16 protein-coding genes are annotated in these 19,434 nt (G+C 65.5%); 7 read left to right on the forward strand and 9 right to left on the reverse strand.

The genetic code is table 11. The features are described 5' to 3' along the window. Positions 1-6: 6 nt before the first annotated feature. On the reverse strand, positions 7-711 hold the full coding sequence (rpiA, locus tag IQ16_RS14160) for a ribose-5-phosphate isomerase RpiA (RefSeq protein WP_026312395.1): 705 nt from the start codon (positions 709-711) through the stop codon (positions 7-9). 164 nt (positions 712-875) lie between these two features. Between rpiA and IQ16_RS14165 the strand changes: the two genes are divergently transcribed. The 3 genes from IQ16_RS14165 (at position 876) to moaA (ending at position 3,334) form a co-directional block, all read left to right on the forward strand. Continuing rightward, complete coding sequence (locus tag IQ16_RS14165; protein ID WP_018645502.1) at positions 876-1,565, forward strand: HAD family hydrolase; 690 nt, start codon at positions 876-878, stop codon at positions 1,563-1,565. 155 nt (positions 1,566-1,720) lie between these two features. Further along, a complete protein-coding gene (locus IQ16_RS14170; protein ID WP_026312394.1) occupies positions 1,721-2,191 on the forward strand; it encodes a hypothetical protein in 471 nt (156 codons plus the stop codon). Between the two features lie 108 nt (positions 2,192-2,299). Further along, positions 2,300-3,334, forward strand: coding sequence for a GTP 3',8-cyclase MoaA (moaA, locus tag IQ16_RS14175; protein WP_018645500.1), 1,035 nt, complete (start codon positions 2,300-2,302; stop codon positions 3,332-3,334). Between the two features lie 46 nt (positions 3,335-3,380). On the opposite strand, the gene IQ16_RS14180 is transcribed toward moaA, so the two are convergent. The 3 genes from IQ16_RS14180 to IQ16_RS14190 all read right to left on the reverse strand — a co-directional run bounded on the left by IQ16_RS14180 (position 3,381) and on the right by IQ16_RS14190 (position 8,308). Next, on the reverse strand, positions 3,381-5,630 hold the full coding sequence (locus IQ16_RS14180) for an ABC transporter substrate-binding protein (protein ID WP_018645499.1): 2,250 nt from the start codon (positions 5,628-5,630) through the stop codon (positions 3,381-3,383). A 147-nt stretch (positions 5,631-5,777) separates the two neighbouring features. Next, complete coding sequence (locus tag IQ16_RS14185; protein WP_026312393.1) at positions 5,778-7,307, reverse strand: aldehyde dehydrogenase family protein; 1,530 nt, start codon at positions 7,305-7,307, stop codon at positions 5,778-5,780. Between the two features lie 8 nt (positions 7,308-7,315). Beyond that, a complete protein-coding gene (locus tag IQ16_RS14190) occupies positions 7,316-8,308 on the reverse strand; it encodes an NAD(P)-dependent oxidoreductase (protein ID WP_244635679.1) in 993 nt (330 codons plus the stop codon). Between IQ16_RS14190 and IQ16_RS14195 the strand changes: the two genes are divergently transcribed. From IQ16_RS14195 to IQ16_RS14210, 4 genes are all read left to right on the forward strand, one after another. Beyond that, positions 8,296-9,219, forward strand: a complete 924-nt coding sequence (locus tag IQ16_RS14195) for a LysR family transcriptional regulator (RefSeq protein WP_018645496.1) — start codon at positions 8,296-8,298, stop codon at positions 9,217-9,219. The genes IQ16_RS14190 and IQ16_RS14195 overlap by 13 nt on opposite strands. 275 nt (positions 9,220-9,494) lie before the next feature. Beyond that, a complete protein-coding gene (locus tag IQ16_RS14200; protein WP_145831530.1) occupies positions 9,495-10,034 on the forward strand; it encodes a TRAP transporter small permease subunit in 540 nt (179 codons plus the stop codon). Continuing rightward, entirely contained in the window at positions 10,031-11,632 is a 1,602-nt protein-coding gene (locus tag IQ16_RS14205; protein WP_018645494.1) for a TRAP transporter large permease, read from the forward strand. The genes IQ16_RS14200 and IQ16_RS14205 overlap by 4 nt, the downstream gene beginning before the upstream one ends. 254 nt (positions 11,633-11,886) lie before the next feature. Next, entirely contained in the window at positions 11,887-13,176 is a 1,290-nt protein-coding gene (locus tag IQ16_RS14210) for a M20/M25/M40 family metallo-hydrolase (RefSeq protein ID WP_035667244.1), read from the forward strand. Positions 13,177-13,191: 15 nt separating this feature from the next. On the opposite strand, the gene IQ16_RS14215 is transcribed toward IQ16_RS14210, so the two are convergent. The 5 genes from IQ16_RS14215 to IQ16_RS14235 form a co-directional block, all read right to left on the reverse strand. After that, positions 13,192-13,488 (reverse strand): type II toxin-antitoxin system RelE/ParE family toxin, encoded by a 297-nt coding sequence (locus tag IQ16_RS14215; protein WP_018645492.1) that lies wholly within the window; start codon positions 13,486-13,488, stop codon positions 13,192-13,194. Continuing rightward, positions 13,478-13,753, reverse strand: coding sequence for a ribbon-helix-helix domain-containing protein (locus tag IQ16_RS14220; RefSeq protein WP_018645491.1), 276 nt, complete (start codon positions 13,751-13,753; stop codon positions 13,478-13,480). Before IQ16_RS14220 ends, IQ16_RS14215 begins: the two co-directional genes overlap by 11 nt. A gap of 65 nt (positions 13,754-13,818) precedes the next feature. After that, the gene (locus IQ16_RS14225) at positions 13,819-15,195 is read right to left on the reverse strand and encodes a sensor histidine kinase (RefSeq protein WP_018645490.1); all 1,377 of its coding nucleotides are present in this window, start codon (positions 15,193-15,195) and stop codon (positions 13,819-13,821) included. Between the two features lies 1 nt (position 15,196). After that, positions 15,197-15,871, reverse strand: a complete 675-nt coding sequence (locus IQ16_RS14230; protein WP_018645489.1) for a response regulator transcription factor — start codon at positions 15,869-15,871, stop codon at positions 15,197-15,199. 154 nt (positions 15,872-16,025) lie between these two features. Continuing rightward, complete coding sequence (locus tag IQ16_RS14235) at positions 16,026-19,382, reverse strand: DUF7379 domain-containing protein (RefSeq protein ID WP_080648121.1); 3,357 nt, start codon at positions 19,380-19,382, stop codon at positions 16,026-16,028. Between the last annotated feature and the right edge of the window lie 52 nt (positions 19,383-19,434).

Genomic DNA, 19,434 nt, shown 5'->3' on the forward strand with positions numbered 1-19,434 from the left:
GTCTCCTTAGGGCTTTCGCCGTTCAATTACGCGGATTCCCTCGCCGCCCGCCAAAACGGCCGAGCTGGCCAAGCCGATGAACAATCCATGCTCGACGACGCCGGGAATCGCGCTCAACGCCTTGGCGAGGCTGGCGGGATCCGCGATCCGTCCGAGCTGGGCATCGACGATCCAGTGGCCGCCGTCGGTGACGAAAACGTGGCCGTCCTTGGCCTTGCGGACCGCCATTTGCCCGGAAACGCCGCAGTCCGCAAATGCCTTCTCGATCGCGCGGCGCGTCGCGCCAAGCCCGAACGGGATGACCTCGACCGGCAGCGGAAACTTGCCGAGCGTCGGCACCCATTTGCTGTCGTCGGCAATCACGATCATGCGATCCGAGGCGGCCGCCACGATCTTCTCGCGCAGCAGCGCACCGCCGCCACCCTTGATCAAATTGAGCTCGGGATCGATCTCGTCCGCGCCGTCGACGGTGATGTCGAGATGGTCGACCTCATCGAGCGTGGTCAGCTTCACGCCGCAACGCTCCGCATCAGCGCGCGTCGCCTCGGAGGTCGGCACGCCGATCACCTTCAGCCCGGCAGCCACCCGCTCGCCGAGCAGCTCGACGAAATGCTTGGCGGTCGAGCCGGTGCCGAGCCCGAGCTGCATGCCGTCACGCACCTCCTCCAGCGCACGCGCCGCCGCCTGCCGCTTCAACTGGTCCATGTTCAATTTTGCGCCCGCCTCTGGCTTGAGAGTGCCGCCGGTATAGCTGCTTGCGGCGGCCTATGTAGCCTCGTTTTCCCCGCGGGAACAGGCCTCTGCGCCGATCTTATAAGGTGAACTTATGGCTTCTGCCCTTGCGCCGATCCGGCCGGCCCGATAGCGCTTGGCCCATGACCTCGCCCGCCACGACCTCCTCCTACACCCTCGTCTTCGATCTCGACGGCACGCTTGTGGATACGGCGCCCGACCTGATCACCGCGCTGAACTACGTGCTCGACCGCGAAGGCCTGCCGCCGGTGCCGATCGCCTCGGCCCGCAACATGATCGGCGCCGGCGCCCGCAAGCTGATCGAGCGAGGCCTGGAGGCCGAGGGCCGCACCGTCACCCCCGCCGACATGGACCGGATGACGGCGGATTTCATCGCCTATTACGCCGAGCATATTGCGGTCGAATCCCGCCCCTTCGAGGGGCTCGAGGCGGCGCTCGACCATTTTGCAGCGCAGGGCCATCGCCTGGCGGTCTGCACCAACAAGCTGGAATGGCTGTCCAAGCGGCTCCTGGACCAGCTTGGCCTGAGCCGCCGTTTCGCGGCGATCTGCGGCGCCGACACCTTTGGCGTCCAGAAGCCCGATCCGACCATCTTTAGGGAGACGGTGGCCCGGGCCGGCGGCAATGTGAAATCCAGCATCATGGTCGGCGACGCCGGAACCGATGTCGGGGTCGCCCGGCGGGCCGGGGTTCCCGTAATCGGGGTCAGCTTCGGCTACACGGACGTGCCGATCGCCGAGCTGAAACCGGACCGGCTGATCCATCACATGCGCGACCTGCCGGCGGCCGCCAGCAGCCTGATGACGGCCTAGACCTCGGCAAGTGCCTGAAATTTCAGCAAAAAACTGAAGATACCCGCGTTAACCAACTATTAACTATGCGCGGCGCGCCGGTTGCCTGCCCTCGGCGACGCCCCTAAGGTCCGCCCGGGGATGTGGCGGTTCGTCGCAGTCAAATTGGGTGGTTCATGCGTCGGGTGATCGCGATTGCGCTGGCGGGGGCGAGCTTGGGTGGCTGCTCCTCGATGTCCTGGGACATGTTCAAATCGGCGCCCCCGACCGTTCAGGTCCGGCTCGAATCAAATCCCCCCGGCGCTGACGCCACCACCTCGCTCGGTCCGGGCTGCAAAACTCCCTGCTCCGTTTCGGTTCCCGCCCCGGACGCGCCGTTCACGGTCGCCTTCGCGCTGCCCAAATACCAGTCCGCGAGCGTACCGGTGAACGTGACCAAGAATCCCGGGGATTTCACCACGCCCGCCTCGGTCACCACCGACCCGAATCCGGTGTTTGCGGAGCTCCAGCCGGCGGTGCCGCCAAAGCCCGTCCGCAAGCCGCACCGGCCGAAGAAGCCGAAACCGGCCACGACCGCCGCGGCACCGGCTGATGCCGCGCCTGCCGCGGGCTCGCCGTTCCCCGATCCGAACGCAGGCAAGCGCTGAGTTACGTATACCACCCGATTGTCCTAGCCGCGTCCGATGCTTAGATTGCTTCCAGAGCACCGCTGAAGCAAAGGTGCGCCCGTCGCCGTAAGTGACAAGGCATTTGGTATGAACGGACCCTCCGTGAGCCCCCGCGCAGCGCTGTCGAGCGCGATGACCGATCCGTTCGGACGGACCATCACCTACTTGCGCGTTTCCGTCACCGACCGCTGCGACCTGCGCTGCTTCTACTGCATGTCGGAAGACATGACGTTCCTGCCCAAGGCGGACCTGCTGACGCTGGAGGAACTCGACCGGCTCTGCTCGGCCTTCATCGCCAAGGGCGTCAAGAAGCTGCGTCTCACCGGCGGCGAGCCGCTGGTCCGCCGCAACGTGATGACGCTGGTGCGCTCGCTGTCGCGGCATCTGACGAGCGGCGCCCTGAACGAGCTGACGCTGACCACCAACGGCACGCAGCTCGCAAAGCATGCGAAGGAACTCGCCGATTGCGGCGTCCGCCGCATCAACGTCTCGCTCGACACGCTCGATCCCAAGAAGTTTCGCGAGATCACCCGCTGGGGCGAGATCGACAAGGTGCTGGAAGGCATCGAGGCCGCGCGGGCCGCTGGCCTCGCCGTGAAGATCAACGCGGTGGCACTGAAGAACCTCAACGAGGACGAGCTGCCCTCGCTGATGCGCTGGGCCCACGGCAAGGGCATGGGCCTGACCTTGATCGAGGTGATGCCGATGGGCGAGATCGGCGCGGGCCGTATCGACCAGTATCTACCGCTGTCGCTGGTGCGCGCGCGCCTCGCCCAGCAGTTCACCATGACGGATCTCGCTGAATCCACCGGCGGGCCGGCGCGCTATGTCAGCGTCGCCGAGACCGGCGGCAAGCTCGGCTTCATCACGCCGATGACCCATAATTTCTGCGAATCCTGCAACCGCGTGCGCATCACCTGCACGGGAACGCTGCACACCTGCCTCGGCCACGAGGACGCCTCGGACTTGCGCAAGCCGCTGCGCGCATCTGATGACGATGAGCTGCTGGCCGCTGCGATCGACCGCGCCATCGGGCTCAAGCCCAAGGGCCACGATTTCATCATCGACCGCCGCCACGACCGCCCGAGCGTCTCCAGGCACATGAGCGTCACGGGCGGCTGAAGCATGATCCGGCCCCGGACGGCCGCGTTAGTGCATTACGCGTGCCTCACAAGGCGTAACGCCGGTAGAGCACGACGATGACAGCGAGCACCGTCCCGGCATAAATGACCTGCGCTGCGTGATCCAGGACAACAGCGGCGCGCTTTCGGCCGGCGGCCCGAAGTTTTTCATGTTTGTAGCCAGCCAATATCGTCATCAGGCATAGTACGAAGAAAATGTAGAACATCTCTTCGACCACCACCGTGTACCCGACATCGCCGATCTGGCTGCTCACCGCGACGAGCAGCACCGCGCTCGCCAGGATCGAGGTCACTGGGATCGTCACGCGTTCACGAAACATGGTTTCGGGAAAGAACAGCGTCGCGAATACGACGAGCACGAGCAGGAACATCGGCAGCAGGTTCTTCAGCATGTAGATGGAGGAGCTGCGGCGCAGCACGATGGTCGCATCGAATCCTGCGAATTCCGTCATTGCCTCGGCATCAAACAAAGACGCCTTGCCGAGCGTCGATCCGCTGGACATGGATTCGACGAAATAGTTCAGCCCGAGAAATCGCCAGAGCGGAAGTCCGGAATAGGCCCCGTCCTCGGCCCGCGAGCTTCCGTCGTCGGCAAGGCGCAAGCCGAACCGATCGATGACATAGGTGATGAGTTCCCGCCGCTGTTCCGTGTTCTGGAAATGCAGACGTAGTTCCTGCGTGTCGAACGGATAATCATGGAGATCGAAACGGGCCTTGAAATCGCCGTTGATGCGATAGAGCCGATAGCTCAGACCGTCTTCCCGTCCAGCCTGAATCGGCCGAGCTGCATCGAACGCCCCGCGATCCAGCAAGGCCGGGAATTCGACGTGCGTCTGCGCCTCATCGTCACCAGCGAACCGCATCCAGAGATAGAAGTCGACGTTGAACGAATTTTGCTTCACGTCGATCCGACTGACGCGAATAATGTCGATGCCGGTATAAACGACGCGTTGAATCCAATAGCGCCGACCCTCGAACGCGACGACATGGCTCTTCTCCCGTTCGGCATCGAGATCGATCCCATCCGGCTGATCGATGCGCACGAGTTGCAGCGGCGCCGTGACGAACCGACCGTAACGGAAGAAACCCATTCGGATCGGGCGCGGAATGTCGCGGTTCGCGTTGAAATAGAGCCGCCCCGTCAGCCCGACGACCGCCGATTTCGGACTGTCGATCGCGGCCAGTGCGAGGCGCACCCGGTCGCGATCCGCAATCTTGCTGTCGGATGGTTTCTGAATCCCCTGCCCCATAAACCGGCGATGTAGGGCGGCTCGTCTCAGCGCGTCGATCATCAGGCGCGCGGCGTCATACGAGCCACCGCCAACCCAGCTTGGGGAGGTTCCCGCTCTCGCTTTGTAGTCTGCGGCGAAAGCCTGCGCCGCCACGCCGGCGCTGTCGAAAATCAGCGACGATGCCGCATACAGATTCTCACTGAAGAAACCCGGACGCGTTCGTTCCTCGGGCTCGTTGACGAAATTTCTCAAATAGCTTTCGCGGCCCGCGCCCTGGGTTGTGATGATCGTCCCCTTGATGCCGCGGCGACGCAGCGCCTTGACGATGTCTGCGATATAGTCGGCTGCCGCGCCGACGACGATGACACCGGGACCGGGCTCCTGCGCGGCAGCGTCCAGCGCCTCATCCATCGATCGGATCTGACCGGCTGCGACGTCCAGTCCGAACACACGCAACTGCTCCGCCGGATAGGCCGCCGCAAATCCACGCTCAAAACTCTTGCCGTAGGAATCGCGCGTGTGAACAAGACGGACTCTCGGCTCCTTCATCACGGCGCGCAGATGTTCCGCGATCGAGCGCGCCTGTGCGGAGACCGGCGACAGCGCACGAAAATAGTAATCACTGGTGGATGTCAGATCGTCGGCAGCCGCGCTTCCCGTGAGCGCCGGAATCCGCGCATCCTTATATGCCGGCGCTGCCGCGAGCGATGCGGAGCTGAGATAATGGCCGAGCACAGCGACGCATGGGCTGTCGGCGATCGCCTGCGCATTCGCGCGCGCCACGGCTGGATCGCTTGCGTCGTCGAACAGAACCAGTTCAATCGGCCGTCCGTTGACGCCACCCTTGGCGTTCACGTCGTCGATTGCAAGCTGCATCGCGATCAGGCTTTCCGTCCCAGCCGGGGCGGACGGGCCAGAGAGCGAATTGGCGAACGCGATGCGAATGGGCTCCGGGCGGGTCCAGAGGATGGCGGCCCAGGCGACGCCGAGCACCAGGGCGATACCCGCAACAACGGCAAGCCACATGATAAGCCGCGGCTTCATCGTCGATCCTCGCATCGGTCGGCATAAGCCGAGATTCTCCAGATCGAGGCCTCACTCAGGTGGAGATTGCCGCCGCTGAGAGCGTTTTTCAAGCCTGCCCGATCGCCCCCGGCAGATCTACGACCGCTCAAACAATAGCCTAAAGCCTTACTCCCGAATCCCCGGCGCGTAGCCAAATCCTACCGCCGGCTCGGCTGCGGTCTCGACCCAGACGCTCTTGACCTGCGTGTACTCGAAGAGCGTCTCGACACCGCTCGAACGGCCGTAGCCGCTCATGCCGAAGCCGCCGAAGGGCGATGCGACGCTGATCGTCTTGTAGGAGTTGATCCAGAACGTCCCGGCCCTGACTTGCGCGGCGACCCGGTGTGCACGCGCGACATCGCTCGTCCAGACCGCGCCGGCGAGACCGAATTCACTGTCGTTGGCGAGCGCGATCGCCTCCCCCTCGGAATCGAACGGGATCGCGGCGGCGACAGGTCCAAAAATCTCGTCGCGCGCAACCGCCATGCTGTTGCTGACGTCGCGCAGCACGGTCGGCGCGACGAAGAAGCCGCCCTTCCCCATGCTGCCATCGCTGCCGGTCGCGAGCGTTGCGCCCTCCGCGAGGCCCTGCTTCACCATGGTGAGCACGCGGACGTATTGCCGGGCATTGTTGATCGGCCCGACCTCGGTGTCCGCCGCGCCGGGCGCGCCGACCTTCAGCTTCGCAGCCCCATCGGCGACCATTTTGACGAAGCGGTCGTAGACGGAGCGTTCGACCAGCAGCCGCGAGCCGGCGACGCAGCTCTGCCCGGCGCCGGCGAAGATGGCCGACTGCGCGCCGATCGCCGCGCGTGCGAGGTCGGCGTCGGCAAACACGATGTTGGCGGACTTGCCACCGAGCTCGAGCACGCAGGGCAGCAGCCGCTTGGCGGCGGCTTCCGCGATCAGCCGGCCCGTCGGCACTGACCCTACGAACACCACCTTCTTCACCGCCGGCTGGCCGAGCGCGGCCTGCCCCGTCGTGTGGCCGTAGCCTGCGAGCACGTTGACGAGCCCGGCCGGCAATCCCGCTTGTTCTGCGAGAAGCGCCACCGCCATCGAGGTCAGCGGCGTCAGCTCGGAAGGCTTGAGCAGCACGCCGTTGCCCATGGCGATGGCGGGAGCGACCTGCCAGCCGCAGGTGAAGATCGGCGCGTTCCAGGGCGTGATCTGCAGCACGACGCCGACGGCTTCGCGCCGCGTGTAGTTGAGATGGCTCGAGGGCACCGGGATCACGTCGCCATGGAATTTGTCGGCCCAGCCGGCATAGTATTCGAACATCTCGGCGACCTTGGCGACCTCGACACGCGTGTCGCGGATCGGCTTGCCCGCCGACAGCGACTCAAGGCGCGCCAGCTCCTCGGCCTTGCCCTGAATGGCCCGCGCGATCGCCTGCACGACGCGCCCGCGCGCAGCGCCGGTGAGCCGCGACCAGCCGGCTTGCGCCGCGCTGGTCGCCGCTGCCGCCTCGGCAACAACCGCCTCGCCGGCATCACGATAGGCATAGAGCGGCGCGCCGGTTGCGGGATCGTCGATCGTGATGAGCTCGCCCGCTCCGAGAGCGATACGGCCCGCCACGTGAGAACCGATCGCCGCGCAGTCGGGCCAGAAGGGAGCGAGCGCATCGCGCAGCCGCGTTTCGATGAAGGAAGTCATGGTGTCGCTCACATCCTGCCGAGCTGGGTCTCGACGATCCTGTTGAAGTCCTCGCCGTCGCCGATCGAGGCGGCGCTTTCCGCCCAGATCCGTGCGGCTTCCCCGGCGATCGGCAGGTCGAGCGCGAGCTCGCCGATGAGCTGGTTCGCGAGGCGCACGTCCTTGCGCATCAGCCTCATGGTGAAACCGGAATCGAAGGCGCCGTTCAGCACCCAGGTCGGCAGATTGACCTGCGTGACGCCGGACCGGCCGGAGCCGGCATTGAGGCCTTCGAGCAGCCGCGCCGGATCGACCTCGGCTGCGCGCGCGATCCGCATCGCTTCAGCAGCGATCAGCAGATGCGCCGCGCACAGCAGGTTGTTGATGAGCTTGCAGACATGCCCGGCGCCGACCGATCCGACATGAACACGCTTCGCGCTCATGTCGGCAAGAACAGGCTCGACCGCGGCCACATCGGCCTCCGCACCGCCGATCACCATGGTCATGGTGCCGGTGATGGCGCCCTTCGGGCCGCCACTGACCGGCGCGTCGATCATGGACATGCCATGCGCGGCGAGCGCCGCGGCAAGGCGGCGGGTCGTCGCGGGATGGGATGTCGAGGTGTCGACGACGCGTAAGCCCGGCCGTGCATGGGCGATGATTCCGCCCTCGCCGGCGACGACGGCATCGACGATCTCGGCGGTCGGCAGCGAGAGGACCAGCAGATCGGCACGGGCGCAAAGCGGCCCGACGCGCTCGAACACCGCGACACCTTCCGATGCGAGCGCGCTGCGCGCCTTTTCCGAGGCGTCGGTCCCGAGCACCTCATGCCCGGCCCGCATCAGCGAGAGCGCCATGCCGCGCCCCATATTCCCGAGCCCAACGACGCCGACGACCGCCATGTCCTGTCCCTCACCCTGCGAGTGCCGTGAAAACCATACGGATCCGGCCCGGGTTCGGGCATCAGCAGGACGATTGCCTAATGTTGCCTCATGGGCAACACTTGGGCATGAGCAATGCACTCGATGAGAACCGCCTTCGCTATCTGTTCGAGGCCGCGCGCTACGGCGCCGTGCGCGCCGCGGCCGACGCGCTCGGCGTGAACCCGTCCGTGGTGAGCCGGCAGATCGCCCTGCTGGAGCGGGAGCTCGACGCCGCCCTGCTCGATCGCCATAGTCGCGGCGTGCGGCCGACCGAGGCCGGCGAGCTCCTGATTGCGCATTATCGCCGCCATACGGTGGACCGCGACGACACCCTGGCCCGCTTGCGGGAACTCCAGGGGCTGCACCGCGGTCACATCGACCTCGTGCTGGGCGAGGGCTTTGTCGCCGATCTCATGGGCGGCGCGCTCGGCGAGTTCTGGCGGAAGCATCCGCGGCTGACCATCTCGCTGGAATTGGCGGGCACGAGCGAGGTCATTCGCGCCATTGCCGACGACCGCTGCCATATCGGGCTGGTCTACCATCCGCCCCAGGATCCGCGAATCCGCTCCTGCGCCGCCATCCGGCAGCCGATCTGCCTGATCGCGCGCCCCGACCATCCGCTTGCGAAGCTCCGCCGCCCGATCAAGCTCCGGGAGATTGCCAGCCACACGCTTGGGATCATGCATGCGGGTTACGGCACGCGTCAGTTGCTCGCGATGGCCGAAACGTCCGAGAAGATCGGTCTGTCGCCGAAGCTGACGACGACCTCGATCAGCATCTTGAGAGATTTCGTCCGGTCCGACCTTGGCGTGACCCTGCTACCGGCGTTTTCAGTGGCAGCGGACCTCGAGGACGGATCGCTGGTCGCCCTCACCGTCGACAATGCGCTGCTCGCCTCGGCAGAAGCCCACATCATCACCCGGTTGGGCCGCGAGCTGCCGAACGCGGCCAGCCAGCTGCTCAGATTCCTGATCGGCCGGATGAAGGCCTTCCAGGCCGGCCGCCGCTAACCTAAGCTTTTGACCACGCGTCAATTTGTCCATTTTCCGATTGACGGCAGGTGAAGCCGCTGGTTTGGTGCGACCGCCTTTGCTTGCCCGGCAGCAATAAGCCGGCCCGCCCGTTGGCGGTCGCGGTCAAGACGGCAAGGCACGAGGGGAGGACTGACGCCGCAACGCATTTCGGAAAACGAAGCCGTGCGGTCGCGTGCTTTTTCGCATGCGGACCGAGCGATGCGTGCTGATGCTGCTCCCGTGAAGTTAGACCGCGACGGAGAAAAAATAAGATGCGTCCATTGCTGGCGGTGAGCAACGCCATCGACCTTCTCAACGAGAAGATCGGCTACGTCTGTAATCTCCTGGTGCTTTTATCCTGCCTGGTCAGCGCGGCCAACGCCATGATCCGCTACGCCTTCAGCTACTCCTCCAACGGCTGGCTGGAGATGCAATGGTACATGTTCGCGATCCTGGTGATGTTCGGCGCGTCCTACACCTTCAAGCGCAACGAGCACGTCCGGGTCGAAATCTTCTATCTGCTGCTGTCCGAGCGCGGCCAGCTCCTGCTCGACCTGATCGGCACGCTGTTCTTCCTGATTCCCGCCTGCCTCCTGCTCGCCTATCTGTCCTGGCCGTTCTTCATGCAGGCCTATGACGTCGGCGAGATGTCCGGCAATGCCGGCGGCCTGATCCGCTGGCCGATCAAGTTCGTGATTCCCGCCGGCTTCGTCCTGCTGGCGCTCCAGGGTGTTTCCGAAGTCATCAAGCGTATCGCGGCTCTCCAGGGCTATGTGACGATCGACGCCAAGTACGAGAGGCCGACCCAATGATTACGCTGGAAATGATGCCGCCGCTGATGTTCGGCGGCCTGGTTCTGGCGATGCTGATCGGCTTCCCGGTTGCGTTCACGCTTGCCGCGGTCGGCCTGTCCTTCGGCTTCCTCGCCATCCATCTCGGCTTCTTCGACCTCAACTTCCTCCAGGCCATTCCCGGCCGCGTGTTCGGCAGCGTGCTCTCCAATGAGCTGCTGCTCGCGATCCCATTCTTCACCTTCATGGGCGCGATATTGGAGCGATGCGGGCTCGCCGAGGACATGCTGGATTCGATGGGTCAGCTGTTCGGTCCGGTCCGCGGCGGCCTCGGCTATTCCGTGATCATCGTCGGCTTCATCCTCGGCGCCATCACGGGCACGGTGGCGGCGCAGGTGATCGCCATGGCGCTAATCTCGATGCCGGTGATGATCCGCTACGGCTACAACATGCGCTACATCACCGGCGTGCTGGCTGCCTCCGGCACCATCACGCAGCTGGTGCCGCCCTCGCTGGTGCTGATCGTGCTCGCCGATCAGCTCGGCAAGTCGGTCGGTGACATGTATCTCGGCGCCTGGGGTCCCTCGGTGTTCCAGATCATGCTGTTCGCCGGCTACACCTTCATTCTCGGCCTGATCAAGCCGGGCCACGTGCCCCCAGTGCCGAAGGAGGCCCGCACGCTGACCGGCTGGGCGCTGTGGAAGAAATGCCTGATGGGCATCATCCCCTCCGCCGTCCTGATCTTCGTCGTGCTCGGCACCATGATGATGGGCCTTGCGACGCCGACGGAAGCCGGCGCCATGGGCGCGGTCGGCGCCATCGTGCTCGCCGCGATCCACCACAAGGACTTCACCTCGAACGATCGCAAGGTACTGGTCATTGGCGTGATCGCCGCCGGCATCGGCACCATCATCGCGATGCTGTACAGCGAGAATTTGATCTTCAAGCTCGCCTTCGCGGTGACTTATCTCGCGGTGGCGTGGATCTGCTTCCAGGCCGCGCGCATCCCGGACCTGCGCGACCTCATCAAGCAGGGCTACGAATCCACCATGCGCCTCACCTGCATGGTCACCTTCATCCTGATCGGCTCGACCTGCTTCTCGGTGGTGTTCCTCGGCGTCTCCGGCGGCGTCTGGCTCGAGCATCTCCTGACCTCGCTGCCCGGCGGCGTCTGGGGCTTCCTGATCTTCATCAACCTCTTCATCTTCTTCCTGGCGTTCTTCCTCGACTTCTTCGAGATCGCCTTCATCATCCTGCCGATGATCGCGCCGATCGCGCAGAAGATCCTCGCCCCCGTCGTGGGGCCGGACGCGGCGCTGATCTGGTTCGGCGTGATGCTGTGCGTGAACATGCAGACCTCGTTCCTGCATCCGCCGTTCGGCTTCGCGCTGTTCTACCTGCGCGGCGTCGCGCCGAAGGAAGTGAAGAGCTCCGACATCTATTGGGGTGCGATGCCCTGGATCGGCCTGCAGATGATCATGGTGCTGCTGGTGATCATCTTCCCGTCCGTGGTGACGGGCCTGCTCGACAAGCCGCTCAACGTCGATCTCGACAAGGTCAAGATCGAGGTCCCGCAGATCGAGCTGCCGCCGCTGGATCTGGGACCGCCGCAGAAGTAAGGCGACTCGCACACCTGCCCTCTTACCCTCCCCTGGAGGGGGAGGGTCGATCGCGCGTAGCGCGAGCGGGGTGGGGTGATCTCTCCCCGCGGGCAGTGTTCGTGTGGAGAGATCACCCCACCCCGTCGCCCATTTCGCTGCGCTCAATGGTCGCCGACCCTCCCCCTCCAGGGGAGGGTGGAGACCGACACCCGTGACACGCGCGGCAAACACAGGCATACCGGGCCCATCCTCCAACTGATGGACCGCCGCGCATGCCCCGATCGCACCCTGTTCCCTCGCTCGTCGCTCCGGTGATCGCTTCGCTGTGGCTGGCATGTGCCGCCACCGTCGTGCACGCCGAGCCGGTGGCCGACGTCCACGCGCTGGCACAGAAGGAGCAGCAGCCCCTGCTCGACACGCTGCGCGATCTCGTCAGCATCGAATCCGGCAGCAAGGACATCGACGGCCTGAACCAGATCGCCGGGCGGGTGGCCGACCAGCTCAGGCAGCTCGGCGGCACCGTGGAGATCCTGCAGCCCACCGACATCTATCGCCTCGACGACACGCCCGAGAAGATCGGTCCGGCCGTGCACGCCGTGTTCAAGGGCACCGGCAGCAGGAAGATCATGCTGATCGCTCACATGGACACGGTGTACCTGAAGGGCATGCTGAAGGACCAGCCGTTCCGCATCGACGGCGACAAGGCCTATGGCCTCGGCATTTCCGACGACAAGCAGGGCGTCGCGCTCATTCTCCATACCGTGGCGCTGCTGCAGAAACTGAACTTCAGGGACTACGGCACGCTCACGGTGCTCACCAATGGCGACGAGGAGATCTCCTCGCCCGGCTGGCGCAGCACCATCACGAAATTCGCCTCGGATCAGGACGTGGTGTTCTCGTTCGAAGGCGGCGGCACCGACGGCACGCTGCGCCTCGCCACCAGCGGCATCGGCTCGGCCTATCTTTCGGTGATCGGCAAGTCGTCGCATGCCGGCGCAAGACCCGAGGGCGGCATCAACGCGCTCTACGAGCTCTCGCACCAGGTGCTTCAGATGAAGGACTTGTCCAAGCCCGAGCAAGGCCTGAAGCTGAACTGGACCGTCTCCAAGGCCGGCACCAACCGCAACGTGATCCCGGCCGAAGCCACGGCCCAGGCCGATGCGCGCGCGCTCAAGGTCTCGGATTTCGACGAGCTGGAAAAAGCACTGCAGGAGAAGATCAAGAACCGCCTGCTGCCCGATTCCAAGGTCGAGCTGAAATTCGAGGTGCGCCGTCCGCCGCTCGAGGCCAACGACGCCTCGCGCCGCGTGGCGGCCTACGGCAAGACGATCTATGGGGAGCTCGGAATGCCTCTCAAGGTCGACGAGAAGGCGACCGGCGGCGGCACCGACGCCGCCTTTGCCGCGCTCAAGACCAAGGGCGCGGTGATCGAAGGCATGGGCCTCTCGGGCTTCGGCGCGCATTCCAACGATGCCGAATATGTGAAGCTCGACACCATCGTGCCGCGTCTTTATCTCGCCACGCGCATGATCATGGATCTGTCCACCGGCAAGGTGAAATAATCCCCTCGCCGCCGCTCATAAATCGTCTTCGAAATTCCGACCGGCATACGCAATTGTGACGATCTCGACCTGGGTCTTCAGGACCCGGAACGCAATCGTGACGCGCCGCTCGAATCCAATCGTGCGCAAGCCCGGCAGGAGATCGTTACGGATCGTGCCACGCTTGGGAAAGGTGGCGAGTGCCATGCAGGCTTCCTCGATGCGATCGATATAGCCGCCGGCGACTCGATAACCCGCACGTTCTGCGATGTATTCGTAGAGGCCGATCAGATCGGCCTCGGCCTCCGGTCGGAATACGACCTTAAGCGCCACGCTTGGTGGCTTTCGCGTTCCTCGTATGCCGGGCGCGCAGACGCTTGAAAACGTCTGCTGCCGGAACACTGGGACGCGGATCCTTGATCGACGCCCGGACCTTGGCGGCGAGATAGTCGTCGAGCGCGGCATCCTGCCGGTCGAGGGCGCGAAGAGCCGAACGCATGACTTCGCTGGCCGATGCGTATTCTCCCGACTTCAAGCGGGCTTCCAGGCTCGCGAGCTGCGGACCGAGGGTCACGGTGATCGGTTTGCTGGTGCGCATGCAGTCCCCTTTCACGGTCATTGTAGCACATCGTATGACAGTGTCATACACCGCCTTTTGGCTAATTAATCGCGGCTGGGGGAGCCTGCAGCAACGTCTCCCTCCGCCAGCCGAAACCGCAGCGTGAACTCCGCGCCGCCGCCGGGAAGGTTCGCCACCGCCACCGTCGCGGCGTGATCGTCGGCCACGCCGCGCACGATCGAGAGGCCGAGGCCGGCGCCGTCGCTGCGCCGGCGGTCGGCGCGCCAGAAGCGCTGGAAGATCAAATCGCGCTCGGCTTCCGCAATGCCCGGGCCGCAATCGCGCACGCGCACGGAGCCGTCCTCGCCGACCTCGACGTCGACCGCGGTGTCCGTTGCGGTGAACTTGATGGCGTTTTCGGCGAGGTTGAAGATCGCGCGCTGGAGCATCTCGGCATTGCCGTGGATCAGCACCGGCGCGTCGGTGCCCTTCAGCGCGATGTCCTTGTGCTGGGCGAGCGCGAACGGCGCGATCGAACCCACCACCTCGGTGCAGACCGCGCGCAAATCGGCGGTCTCGCCGGGATCGAGCACCAGCGTGTCGAGCTCGGCGATCTCCAGGAGCTGGGCGACGATGCGGCTCATGCTCTCGATGTCGGCATGCAGCGCCTCCCTTGCCGTGCCGTCATGCAGCGTCTCGATCCGCGTGCGCAGGATCGCGAGCGGCGTGCGCAATTGATGCGCGGCATCCGCGGTGAACTGGCGCTGCACGCGAAACCCGTCCTCGAGGCGGTCCAGCGCCTGGTTGACGGCGGTGACGAGCGGCATGATCTCGCGCGGGATCTGCTCGGTCGGCAGTCGGATGTCGGTGCGCGCGGGGCCGATATTGCTGGCTTCCTCCGAGGCCTTCCACAGCGGCGCGACCGCGCGGCGGAAGATGATGATGTCGGTGGCGAGCAGGACCAGCAGGATCGGGATGGTGATCCATCCCACCCGCCGGAAGAAGTTCGAGATGATGTCGTCGATGATGACGTCGCGATGCGAAAGGTCCTCGGCGACGCGGATGCGCACCGTCTTGCCCTCGATGACGCGCGTCACGCCGGCACCCGAAATCGTTTCCGACAGCGGCGGCGCCGGTGTCGCGGCGCCCGCCTTGCGGCGGGACGAGAACAGCATACGGCCGTCCTCGTCGCGGATGTCGTAGAGGTAGCGGCCGTAGGCTTCCGAATAGAGGCCCCTGAGACTGTCGGGCAGATTGAATGTCAGCGTGCCGTCCGCTTGCGGAACGATGCGCTCGGCCAGCACCTCGGCTTGCGCGCGCATGGCGTCGCGGTGCAGCTGGTCGACCTCGGAGTTGAGCAGCCAGAACAGCACCAGCGGCAGGAAGATCGCGACCACCGCGACCGCGACGATGTGCAGGAACACGATGCGCCAGATCAGCGATTTGAACGTCGGCCTGGCGGATGACCGGGCGGCGAACACGCTATTTCTCCTCGGCCATCAGATAGCCGACGCCGCGGATGGTGTGGATCACGACCTTGGCGCCGTGCTCGGCGAGCTGCTTGCGCAGCCGCGAGACGTAGACCTCGACCGCGTTGGAGGCGACCTCGCCTTCGAGGCCGAAGATGTGGTCCTCGACGTTCTTCTTCGGCACCACCCGCCCCTGCCGGCGCAGCAGGATCTCGAGCACCGAGGTCTCGCGCGCGGAGATGATCCGCGGCTGGTCGTCGACGAAGATCTGGCGGCTTTCGGTGTCGTAGACGAGATTGGCCAGATGCAGCGAGCGGCCGAGCAGCTGGCCGGGCCGGCGCAGGATCGCCTCCAGCCGCGCCACCAGCTCCTCCATCGCGAACGGTTTTGCGAGATAGTCGTCGGCGCCGCTGCGCAGGCCGCTGACGCGGTCCTGCAGCCCGCCGCGCGCCGTCAGCACCAGCACGGGTAGCGGTTCCATCTGCCGGCGCAGCTCGCGCAGCACCGACAGGCCGTCGCCATCGGGAAGACCGAGGTCGAGGATCATCGCGGCGTAGCTGACGCTGCTGACCGCTTCGCGCGCCTCGGCCGCGCTGCCCACGATGTCGCTCTCATAGCCGGCCGCCGACAACCCGGCGGCCACGAGCCGCGACAGCTCGGCATTGTCCTCGACGATCAGAAGGCGCATAGCATTTCCCGCCGGATGTCCCAGTCACAGCACGGCCCGTGCCGCATCCGTGCTCTCTTCCCCTATTCGTCCGGTTTCGGCCAGCGAAAAAGCAGCTGACAGGAAGGTCCTGTCAGGTTCATGTAAGCGGAGGGCGAGCGATAGATCCCGCTGCCTAGGAGGCATCCGAGGCGCGCGCGAACGGATTGCCGTACACGGAATAGGCCAGCCAGGTCAGTTCCTTGCGGTTCTTGGCGGCCTCGCGCGCGGCGCGGACGGCGTCGACCAGCGTATCCCCGCCCTTGAGCGAGCGATAGAACGCCTCGGCAAAGCTATAGGCCAGCTTGTCGTCAACCGACCAGAGCGCGCCGACCAGCGCGCCCGCGCCCTGCTCGGAGTACGGCCGCAGGAACGCATCGACGAACCCGGCGACACCGCCGCCGATGCCGCGCCCGGCGCGCCCGGTCTGGCAGGCGTTGATGAAGACCATCGGATTGGGCCCACTCTCGGCGAAGCGGGCATACGCCTTGACCTGATCCGCCGAGAGCGAATCCTGTGCAAAGTTGCCGTCGACCTTGGCGCCCGTCATCAACAGGTCGGCCGTCATCACCGCCCGCTGGGCCGCCTCGCCATGGCAGGCAAAGTGCAGGACGTCGCATTCCTTCGCATCCTTCTGCAGGAAGCCGGTCACGGCGATGCTCTCGGCCGTCACCTCGCGGGGGCTGCCGAACAGCTTGGCCAGCATCTGGCGTTCGGCATCGGCGCCTTCGAGCCGCAGGCCGGGATCGACATAGGCCGGGATCACGTAGTTGACGCGATCATTGCGCATGGCGAGTTGCGGACCAGGCCACGGCGTGCTGTGCAGCCAGCGCACCAGCCCCCATTCCGCAAGGAAGCCCTTGCCGTCCGGCCCGGACTTCCGGTCGTTGATGTAGAGCAGCTCCCAGGGAATGAACGGCTCCTCGGAGATGACCTGGATCGCGCGGATCGCATCGCGGTGGGTCCACAACGCCTCGCGGACCTTGTCCGGCAGCAACTCGTTTGCCATGACGATTCCGTTGGCCTGCAGGCGCGACAGGAACTGGTCATACAGACGGTTCGTCGCGAGCCACGCGCTCTCGATGCCCTTGAAGATCTCCGCAACGTAGACATCGCGGGAGAAGCCGCCCGGAAGCGTGCGCGATTCCGACACCGCGATGTTCGGATCGACGCAGGCCAGATCGAAGCGCAGCGTCACCTTGCCGCCCTCCATGATCTCGTAGATCCGCAGCACCGCCGGCTCGTCCGGATGCGCCGCCATAGCCAGTCCGGCCTGGCTCTTGCGCAAGGTCTTGCTGTCGGCGTCGACGAACACCGGGGCCAGGGTGAATGAGGCGAGAATGCGCGGGCCCTGCCGCGCTTCGACCAGGATGTCGGCCGCGCCTTCCGAAGTGCCCTCCACGACGAAGCGCAGCGACTCAGCCCGCTGGTCTCGTGGCAGGTCAATCTCGGCGCTGGTGTCTCCGATCACCCGGCAATTCTTGCGCGCGATGATCTCGACGACGATCGCGCGGGCCGTGTCGACGTTGACCGGCGCATTCAGGGCGGCCGAGGCCGGGCTCTCCGCGGCCTCGATCTTCTGTCGGGAGACCGTGACGAACAGCGGGACCGGTTTCTTCGGCGGCGGATGAGACTCGATCTCCGCCGCGAAATAGCAGGCGGCGGTTCGTGACCCGGGCGACGTCGATGCCGGGGGCGGCGTGTCACCTGCGGCAGGCGCCTGCTGCGGCCCGGGTGGCCTCGCCGAAGGAGCAGAGCGCGATCGCGTCCGTCGCAATGTGAGCGTGTCCGACATGGAGCCGGATCCGGGGCTTTCCCATTCGCGCGCAGCCGAGCTGGATTCAGGCGGACTTTCGGCGATGGACGCCACGCCCCGCCTCGATCGCCGCGGCGGCGGCTGCTGCAGATCGATTTGCGGCGGGACGCTCTCGGGACGAGCTGCACCAAGACCCAGCCACTCGCCCAATTTCGAAGGGACGACATCTGTCGCAAAATACGTGGTGTGAAACACGTCGTCCGTGTCGCCGAAAGCAAATGTCGCGTCCTTCGCAAGGCGCGGGCCGCGGGTCCCGAACGATGTCATCGACGCCGTATCCACCACCAGATCGTTGTCGAGCTGGAACAGGCGGTTCGTCACGCGGTCGGCGATGAACTCGGCGAACTCCTTGGTCACGCCCTTGTCGGGTGCGATCTGCGCGACGAAATTCGACGTGATCGCATGATAGGCCGCGAGCTTGTCGAGAGGACCGGCCGCGCCGTTCAACTCCCTGACGAGATCGCTCGTTGGCCGCATCGCGGCAAGTCCGGGCACCCGGCCCTCGTCGATGGCGACTTCAGAAAACGCCTGGACGAAACGGCCGACGGTCTTGATCCCCTGCGACACGACGGGGCTCAGCGCAGCGCCTCCTGCGAGGAATGAAACCGCGCGGACGCCCGCCATGATCCCGTTGGTGTAGAGATCGATCATCGCCGCCCAGTTCTCGGGCTCGGCCAGATGCGTTCCGGCATTGGTGCAGCCGACAAAGACCGCCTTGCCGAGCCGGATGTCCGGCCGTTTCTCCGCAAGCAGGTTTTCGGCCACGCGATAGACAAGTCCGCCGCGGCTATGGATGACGGCGTCGATCGAGGAATTCTTGGGGATATCGAGCGCCTGCAGCGCGGCAACGAGAGCGGCCGCATTCTCTCGCGGTGTGACGGTCAGGGTCTTGTGATCGAAGCCGAGCACGGCGTCGTAATGCGCGCTGGCCTTCGACAGGAACGTCTTTCCGCTGTCGGAGCCGGCAAGCTGCGCGAAGCCGCTCGCCGTCGACGAGAACGTGCCATGCACCATCAGCAGGAACTTCAGCGGCCGGTCCTGCGGCAGCGGGGGCCGCGCCGATCGCGCCGGCGTCCACGCCGCCGGGTCAAGCCCGGCCATCACCACGATGCCTTCTTCCCTGTCGCCCTCGATATAGTCGGTCGCCACGTCGATCGCCGTTCGGGCGGCAAATTTCAGTACATAGGCACGGACCGGATCGATCAGCTTGTCGGACACCCAGTCGAGAACGGGACCGCGCTTGCCGCTGGCGGGGGCGACGCCGCGCGCCGAGCCCCTCGTCGCGGCCGTCAGCGGAAAGACCAGAACTTGTCCACCTCCACGCTGCCTCGACGGTTGGCCCGCGGCTTGCGGATAGGTCCAGGCATAGACGCCGCCTGCGCCCTCGATCAGGACCAGCGCCCTTTCCGACGGGCCGACTTCGACCTCGATCTGCGTCGGCGTCGATGCGTCCCGTCGCAGCGCCCGCGTGCCCGGTCGCGTCGGTACCATCTCGACCTCGGCTGCGATGGTGAAGTCGGAGGCCGACAACGCGCCCTTCAGCTGATCGGCGCCATCGATCTGGCTGGCAGTCCCCCGGCGAAATCCGCGGCGCACAGGACCGTCCTGAACGATCCTGATTTCGACATCGTCGGGACCACGAACCACGATCCCGTTCGCTACTTCCAGTTCAGCCATGACTTCGCCCCTGTCCAGACGGTCTGCTTCGTCGCGTCCTCGCGTGCCGCAC

Origin of the sequence: Bradyrhizobium huanghuaihaiense (genome assembly GCF_007830635.1) — a bacterium.
Lineage (GTDB): Bacteria > Pseudomonadota > Alphaproteobacteria > Rhizobiales > Xanthobacteraceae > Bradyrhizobium > Bradyrhizobium huanghuaihaiense.

Coding starts and splice junctions, on each gene's coding strand:
- IQ16_RS14165 (WP_018645502.1), top strand. CDS start 876: ATGACCTCGCCCGCCACGACCTCCTCCTACACCCTCGTCTTCGATCTC.
- IQ16_RS14170 (WP_026312394.1), top strand. CDS start 1,721: ATGCGTCGGGTGATCGCGATTGCGCTGGCGGGGGCGAGCTTGGGTGGC.
- moaA (WP_018645500.1), top strand. CDS start 2,300: ATGAACGGACCCTCCGTGAGCCCCCGCGCAGCGCTGTCGAGCGCGATG.
- IQ16_RS14180 (WP_018645499.1), bottom strand. CDS start 5,630: ATGAAGCCGCGGCTTATCATGTGGCTTGCCGTTGTTGCGGGTATCGCC.
- IQ16_RS14185 (WP_026312393.1), bottom strand. CDS start 7,307: ATGACTTCCTTCATCGAAACGCGGCTGCGCGATGCGCTCGCTCCCTTC.
- IQ16_RS14195 (WP_018645496.1), top strand. CDS start 8,296: ATGAGCAATGCACTCGATGAGAACCGCCTTCGCTATCTGTTCGAGGCC.
- IQ16_RS14200 (WP_145831530.1), top strand. CDS start 9,495: ATGCGTCCATTGCTGGCGGTGAGCAACGCCATCGACCTTCTCAACGAG.
- IQ16_RS14205 (WP_018645494.1), top strand. CDS start 10,031: ATGATTACGCTGGAAATGATGCCGCCGCTGATGTTCGGCGGCCTGGTT.
- IQ16_RS14210 (WP_035667244.1), top strand. CDS start 11,887: ATGCCCCGATCGCACCCTGTTCCCTCGCTCGTCGCTCCGGTGATCGCT.
- IQ16_RS14220 (WP_018645491.1), bottom strand. CDS start 13,753: ATGCGCACCAGCAAACCGATCACCGTGACCCTCGGTCCGCAGCTCGCG.
- IQ16_RS14230 (WP_018645489.1), bottom strand. CDS start 15,871: ATGCGCCTTCTGATCGTCGAGGACAATGCCGAGCTGTCGCGGCTCGTG.
- IQ16_RS14235 (WP_080648121.1), bottom strand. CDS start 19,382: ATGGCTGAACTGGAAGTAGCGAACGGGATCGTGGTTCGTGGTCCCGAC.